Origin of the sequence: Streptomyces sp. S3(2020), from assembly GCF_013044505.1 — a bacterium.
GTDB lineage: Bacteria > Actinomycetota > Actinomycetes > Streptomycetales > Streptomycetaceae > Streptomyces.
The window spans coordinates 1-6,302 of sequence record NZ_JABERD010000348.1 but is presented as its reverse complement, the minus strand read 5'-3'; the positions used below and the strand labels follow the sequence as shown (position 1 = coordinate 6,302).

Below are 6,302 nucleotides of genomic sequence, written 5' to 3'. Positions count from 1 at the left end.
GTTGCTGGGGGTCGGGGTGAGCGGGCTTGCCGAATACACGCAGGAGGCTCTGTTCGCGCAGGCCGCGGGGGAGCGGGAGCTCGAGGAGGAGGAGCCGCAGGAGGAAGGGGGAGAGGTGGCGGTGGCGGCGCCTGTCGAGCGGCGGTGGGTCTCGGGGCACGATGTGCGGCATGACGAGTTCGGGCACGGGTGGGTGCAGGGGAGTGGGCTGGGACGGGTGACCGTGCGGTTCGAGACGCCGGATTCGTCGCCGGGGCGGGTGCGGACGTTTTCGGTGGACGATGCCGCGCTGGTTGTGGCTGAGCCGTTGCCGCTCGTGCCGGTTGTGTGTGGGGCGTCCGGCCTTCGGCCGGATGTGGGTTCCCACCCGCACCAGCCGTGACGGTTTCGTTGTCGGGTGCGGTGCCCGCTGCCTCAGGCCTCCGCGTCCTCCGTGCCCGCCAGCTTGCCGAAGTCCCGGTCTGGGAAGGGGGGTGCCGGGGCCACGTCCAGGCCGTAGTGGTGGTAGAGCTGGAGTTCCTGGTCGGGCGACAGGTGGCGGCCCACGCCGAAGTCCGGGGCGTCCTTGATGAGGGCGCGGTCGAAGGGGACCCGGAGGGTGCCTTCGAGGAGTTCGCTGGGTTCCAGGGGGACGAAGGCGTCCCTGCTGAAGAGGCCGGTGCGTATGGCCGCCCATTCCGGCACCCCGGTCGCGTCGTCGAGATAGACCTCGTCGATCGTGCCGATCTTGGTGCCGTGGCGGTCGAAGGCCTTGCGGCCGATCAGGTTCCGAGGATCGATGTCGGTATGCACGGGCCCTCCACTAGGTCGCGACTCGCAACGCATCCGTAAGCACTACGAAAGAGCACATTGGGGGAGGTGGCCACTCGAGGGGATCTCGAGGGATCCGCGTTGACCTCGCTGCTAGGCTGACAAGCGGCTGCCGACCCTGTGCGGGAGAGTCCTCCGGACACCGTTCGGAGGCGCCGAAGGAGCAAATCCTCCCCGGAATCTCTCAGGCACACGTACCGCACAGACGAGGCCACTCTGGAAAGCAGAGCGGGAGTACGGCTTCCGCTCTCACCGACGGTGAAAGCCGGGCGCCCTCGTGCGCCCCGGTGAAGCTCTCAGGTTGAGATGACAGAGGGGGAGGCCGTCCGGGTACCCGTGCCGTGGTGCCCCTCGCAGGTCGTGTCAGACCAGGAGGCCTCCGTAATGACCGCCCATCGCACGCCGCTCACCGAGCTCGAGCAGGGGATCCCCTTCGAGCAGCGCCACATCGGGCCCGACCAGGAGGCGCGGGCCAAGATGCTCGCGCAGGTCGGCTATGGCTCGCTGGACGAGCTCACCGCCGCCGCGGTGCCGGATGTGATCAAGAACGCCGATGACCTCGACCTGCCCGGTGCCCGCACCGAGGCCGAGGTGCTTGCCGAGCTCCGCTCGCTCGCCGATCGGAACCAGGTCCTCGGCTCCATGATCGGACTCGGGTACTACGGGACCTTCACGCCGCCCGTCATCCTGCGCAACGTCATGGAGAACCCGGCCTGGTACACCGCCTACACGCCGTACCAGCCCGAGATCTCCCAGGGACGGCTGGAGGCTCTGCTCAACTTCCAGACCATGGTCGCCGAACTGACCGGACTGCCCACTTCCGGTGCCTCGCTGCTCGACGAGGGCACGGCGGCCGCCGAGGCGATGTCCCTGTCCCGGCGCATGGGCAAGAACAAGAAGGGGCTGTTCCTGGTCGACGCGGACGCGCTTCCGCAGACCATCGCCGTGATCGAGACCCGTGCCGAGCCGACCGGCGTGGAAGTCGTGGTCGCCGACCTCAGCGACGGTATCCCGGCCGACATCGCCGGACGTGAGATCAACGGTGTGCTCGTCCAGTACCCGGGCGCCTCCGGTGCCGTACGGGATGTGAAGCCGCTGATCGAGCAGGCGCACGAGCTCGGAGCGCTGGTCACCGTCGCCGCGGACCTGCTCGCGCTGACGCTGCTGAAGTCGCCCGGTGAGCTCGGGGCCGACATCGCGGTCGGGACCACACAGCGCTTCGGTGTGCCGATGGGCTTCGGCGGGCCGCACGCCGGCTACATGGCGGTGCACGAGAAGTTCGCGCGCAGCCTGCCCGGTCGGCTCGTGGGTGTCTCCGTGGACGCCGACGGGCACAAGGCGTACCGGCTGGCCCTGCAGACCCGCGAGCAGCACATCCGGCGGGAGAAGGCGACCAGCAACATCTGTACCGCGCAGGTGCTGCTCGCCGTGATGGCCGGGATGTACGCCGTCTACCACGGACCCGAGGGGCTGAAGGACATCGCGCGGCGGACCCACCGCTACGCGAGCATCCTCGCCGCGGGGCTCACCGCCGGTGGTGTCGAGATCGTGCACGGCGCCTACTTCGACACGGTGACCGCCCGGGTGCCGGGCAGGGCCGCCGAGGTCGTCGCCGCCGCACGGGAGAACGGCGTCAACCTGCACCTCGTGGACGCCGACCGGGTCTCCGCCGCCTGCGACGAGACGACCACGCGGGCCCAGCTGAGCGCCGTATGGAGCGCGTTCGGGGTCGAGGGTGACGTCGAAGCGCTCGACACCGTCACCGAGGACGCCGTGCCGGCCGCGCTGCTGCGCGGCGACGAGTACCTCACGCACCCGGTCTTCCACCAGTACCGCTCCGAGACGGCGATGCTGCGCTACCTGCGCAGGCTCGCCGACCGGGACTACGCGCTGGACCGCGGCATGATCCCGCTGGGCTCCTGCACCATGAAGCTCAACGCGACCACCGAGATGGAGCCGGTCACCTGGCCCGAGTTCGGACAGCTGCACCCCTTCGCGCCCGCCGAGCAGGCGCAGGGCTATCTGACGCTCATCCACGAGCTGGAGGAGCGGCTCGCCGAGGTCACCGGATACGACAAGGTGTCGCTCCAGCCCAACGCCGGGTCCCAGGGCGAACTGGCGGGTTTGCTCGCCGTACGCGGATACCACCGGGCCAATGGTGACGAGCAGCGGACCGTGTGTCTGATCCCGTCCTCCGCCCATGGGACCAACGCCGCCAGCGCGGTCATGGCCGGGATGAAGGTCGTCGTCGTGAAGACCGCCGAGGACGGCGAGATCGACGTCGAGGATCTGCGGGCGAAGATCGAGCAGTACCGCGACGAGCTGTCGGTGCTGATGATCACGTACCCGTCGACGCACGGTGTGTTCGAGGAGCATGTCGCCGACATCTGTGCGCAGGTGCACGAGGCCGGCGGGCAGGTCTACGTCGACGGCGCCAACCTCAACGCCCTGGTGGGGCTTGCCAAGCCGGGCCACTTCGGCGGGGACGTCTCGCACCTGAACCTGCACAAGACCTTCTGCATCCCGCACGGCGGTGGCGGTCCGGGCGTCGGGCCGGTCGGTGTGCGCGCGCACCTCGCGCCGTATCTGCCCAACCACCCGTTGCAGCCCGAGGCCGGGCCGGAGACGGGTGTCGGGCCGATCTCGGCCGCGCCGTGGGGCTCCGCGGGGATCCTGCCGATCTCATGGACGTACGTCCGGCTCATGGGCGGTGAAGGGCTCAAGCGCGCCACGCAGGTGGCGGTCCTGGGCGCCAACTACATCGCCAAGCGGCTGGAGCCGCACTACCCCGTGCTCTACACCGGCCCCGGCGGGCTGGTCGCGCACGAGTGCATCATCGATCTGCGGCCGCTGACCAAGGCGACCGGGGTGAGCGTCGACGACGTTGCCAAGCGGCTCATCGACTACGGGTTCCACGCGCCGACGATGTCGTTCCCGGTCGCGGGGACGCTGATGATCGAGCCGACCGAGTCCGAGGACCTGATCGAGCTCGACCGGTTCTGTGACGCGATGATCGCGATTCGCGCGGAGATCGAGAAGGTCGGCGCCGGCGCGTGGCCCGCGGACGACAACCCGCTGCGGAACGCGCCGCACACCGCCCGCGCGCTCGGCGGGGAGTGGGAGCACGCGTACACGCGCGAGGAGGCCGTGTTCCCGGCCGGGGTGTCGGTCGCGGACAAGTACTGGCCGCCGGTGCGCCGGATCGACCAGGCCTTCGGTGACCGGAACCTGGTGTGCTCCTGCCCGCCGCTGGACGCCTACGAGGACTGAGCCGGTTGTCGAGATGGGCCCCGCTTCCGGCGGGGCCCATCTTTTTGTACCGGCCGTGTGCGCTGTGCCCGCGTGGGTCACTCGGTCGCGAGGGAGACCTCGGTCGACTTGATCAGGGCTACGACGGGGGTGCCGGCGGTGAGGGCCAGGTCCTCGGCGGCGTCCTTGGTGATGGCGGCGGTCAGTTCGGTGCCGTCGACCGTCACCTTGACGGCTGCCATGGCGGGGCCGGTGGTGACGCCGGTGACCGTGCCGGGGAGCCGGTTGCGGATCGAGAGGCCCTCGACGCGGCCCGTGGCCAGGGAGATCTCCGTCGACTTCACGAGGGCGCGTACGGCGGAGCCCGCCGTGAGGGCCAGGTCCTCGGCCGCCTCTTTGGTGATCGCGGCGGTGAGGTTCTGGCCGCCGGAGAGGCGGACCTTGACCGTGGCCATCACCTCGCCGGGGGTGACCTCGGTGACGGTGCCGGGGAGTTGGTTGCGGATGCTCAGAGTCATGGCATCAACTTAAGGGCGTTCACGTCTTGTGCCGGGTATGCGGGTGTTTGCGCCGCCTTCGCTGTGGCCCGTGTGCCGTGTGCCGGGGTCGGTGGGTCTCAGGTGCGGTCGATGTGTACGTTCGTCGACTTCACGCGGGCCGTGGCCTCCATGCCGACCTCCAGGCCCAGTTCCTCGACGGCCTCGCGGGTCAGCAGGGAGACCAGGCGGTGCGGGCCGGCCTGGATCTCGACCTGGGCGGCCACGTCACCGAGCTTGATCGCGGTGACGATGCCGGGGAAGGCGTTGCGGACCGAGGTGTACGACGGCTCCTCGTCGGCGGTGTCGCCCCTGGCCAGCTCGACGGAGAACGCGGCCAGGTCCTGGCCGTCGATGAGCCGGCGCCCGCCCTCGTCGCGGTGGGTCGCCATCCGGCCCGCGTCCGCCCAGCGGCGTGCGGTGTCGGGGCTGACGCCCAGGAGCCGGGCTGCCTGGCCGATCGTGTACGACTGCATGCGGATCACGATAGGGGTATCAACGGGGAACGGAGGGTGTGGGGTTGAGCGTTGGGTATAACGCGATATAGCTTTAGTCGGTCGCCGGGGATCGGAGTGAGGCATGTCGGGTGAGTTGGCGCGGGGTGGCGGGGACGCACCGGTCGGGCTGCGGGCCTCGCATGCGGACCGGGACCGGGTCGTGGACGTACTGCGCGTCGCGGCGGGGGACGGGCGGTTGACGGCCGAGGAACTCGACGAGCGACTGGAGTCCGCTCTGTCCGCCCGCACGCTGGGGGAGCTGGCCGGGCTGACGGCAGATCTTCCCGCGGACGTGGCCGGCGAGGTCAAGGACGTCGTCCGGATCGAGCAGCAGGGCGGGTCGGCCGTGCGGGGCGACGGGTGGGCGGTGCCCCGGCGGCTGGAGGTCGAGTCCTCCTGGGGTGATGTGACGCTCGACTTCACCGACGCGGTGATCACGTACGACACGCTGTACGTCGACCTCGACATGCGGGGCGGGACGCTGCGGCTGGTGACGCGGCCCGGTGTCGTGGTGGAGACCGACTCGCTCGTCGTCGAGTACGCCCAGGTGAAGACGCGGCCTGCCGGTGACGCGGGCACGGCTGTCGTGCTGCGGGTGGAGATCGGCGGGCGGCTGAGGTACGGCAAGGTCGTGGCCCGGGGGCGGCGGGGGTTCCTCAGGAGATCCCGGACGCTCTGAGTACCGACAGGGCGGTCTCGTCGTCGATCTCCTGGCCGAGGTGGCGTAGGGCGTCCGTGCTCTGGCGCAGGGTGCCGTGTTCGAGGGAGTGGCGTACGCCTGCGTCCAGTTCGTGCCAGAGGAAGGGGTTGGCGGTCAGGACGCGGGGGTCGAGTTCCAGGCGGTTGCCGTGGGTGTCGCGGAGGATCAGGTGCGCGGAGATCTGGCCGTAGAGCTGCACTGACACCAGGGCGTCCGTGTGGACCCGGTGGTGGCCCGCGAGGCCCTGTACGTCCAGCCAGCCCGGTCCTGCGGTGATGCGTTGGGGGAAGAGGACCGCGAAGACCGTGGCGGCCAGGGTGAGCCAGAGCAGGGCGCGGGTGAGGGTCAGGGTGCCCATGTCCCAGTCGACGAACAGGGTCAGGGCGGCGAAGGTGAGGGCGAGGCCGGCCGCCAGTCGGACGGTGCCGCGCCAGTGGCGGTCGCCGGCCGGGGGTGGGGGGTTGCTCCGTCCGCTCGGTCGCATGAGTCGACGGTAGGGCGAGATGGGGG

General features: G+C 70.3%; 6 protein-coding genes, 1 pseudogene and 1 riboswitch. Of the genes and pseudogenes, 3 read left to right on the top strand and 4 right to left on the bottom strand.

The genetic code is table 11. From position 1 onward, the window contains the following. A pseudogene (locus tag HLK59_RS47170) lies at positions 1-499 on the top strand (DNA polymerase IV); the annotation flags it as partial. Here the strand turns inward: HLK59_RS47170 and HLK59_RS47165 are convergent. Next, positions 415-792 (bottom strand): PRC-barrel domain-containing protein, encoded by a 378-nt coding sequence (locus HLK59_RS47165; protein WP_171147848.1) that lies wholly within the window; start codon positions 790-792, stop codon positions 415-417. The pseudogene HLK59_RS47170 and the gene HLK59_RS47165 sit on opposite strands and share 85 nt — an antisense overlap. A gap of 131 nt (positions 793-923) precedes the next feature. After that, a riboswitch (glycine riboswitch) is annotated at positions 924-1,020 on the top strand. Between the two features lie 174 nt (positions 1,021-1,194). Here HLK59_RS47165 and gcvP point away from each other — a divergent pair. Beyond that, a complete protein-coding gene (gcvP, locus tag HLK59_RS47160; RefSeq protein ID WP_171147847.1) occupies positions 1,195-4,080 on the top strand; it encodes an aminomethyl-transferring glycine dehydrogenase in 2,886 nt (961 codons plus the stop codon). Between the two features lie 77 nt (positions 4,081-4,157). On the opposite strand, the gene HLK59_RS47155 is transcribed toward gcvP, so the two are convergent. Both HLK59_RS47155 and HLK59_RS47150 read right to left on the bottom strand, forming a co-directional pair. Beyond that, positions 4,158-4,577, bottom strand: a complete 420-nt coding sequence (locus HLK59_RS47155) for a TOBE domain-containing protein (RefSeq protein ID WP_171147846.1) — start codon at positions 4,575-4,577, stop codon at positions 4,158-4,160. 98 nt (positions 4,578-4,675) lie between these two features. After that, positions 4,676-5,071, bottom strand: a complete 396-nt coding sequence (locus tag HLK59_RS47150; RefSeq protein WP_171147845.1) for a helix-turn-helix transcriptional regulator — start codon at positions 5,069-5,071, stop codon at positions 4,676-4,678. A 103-nt stretch (positions 5,072-5,174) separates the two neighbouring features. Between HLK59_RS47150 and HLK59_RS47145 the strand changes: the two genes are divergently transcribed. Beyond that, the gene (locus HLK59_RS47145) at positions 5,175-5,771 is read left to right on the top strand and encodes a DUF1707 domain-containing protein (RefSeq protein ID WP_171147844.1); all 597 of its coding nucleotides are present in this window, start codon (positions 5,175-5,177) and stop codon (positions 5,769-5,771) included. On the opposite strand, the gene HLK59_RS47140 is transcribed toward HLK59_RS47145, so the two are convergent. Then, positions 5,749-6,276, bottom strand: coding sequence for a hypothetical protein (locus HLK59_RS47140; protein WP_171147843.1), 528 nt, complete (start codon positions 6,274-6,276; stop codon positions 5,749-5,751). The genes HLK59_RS47145 and HLK59_RS47140 overlap by 23 nt on opposite strands. Positions 6,277-6,302: the final 26 nt, after the last annotated feature.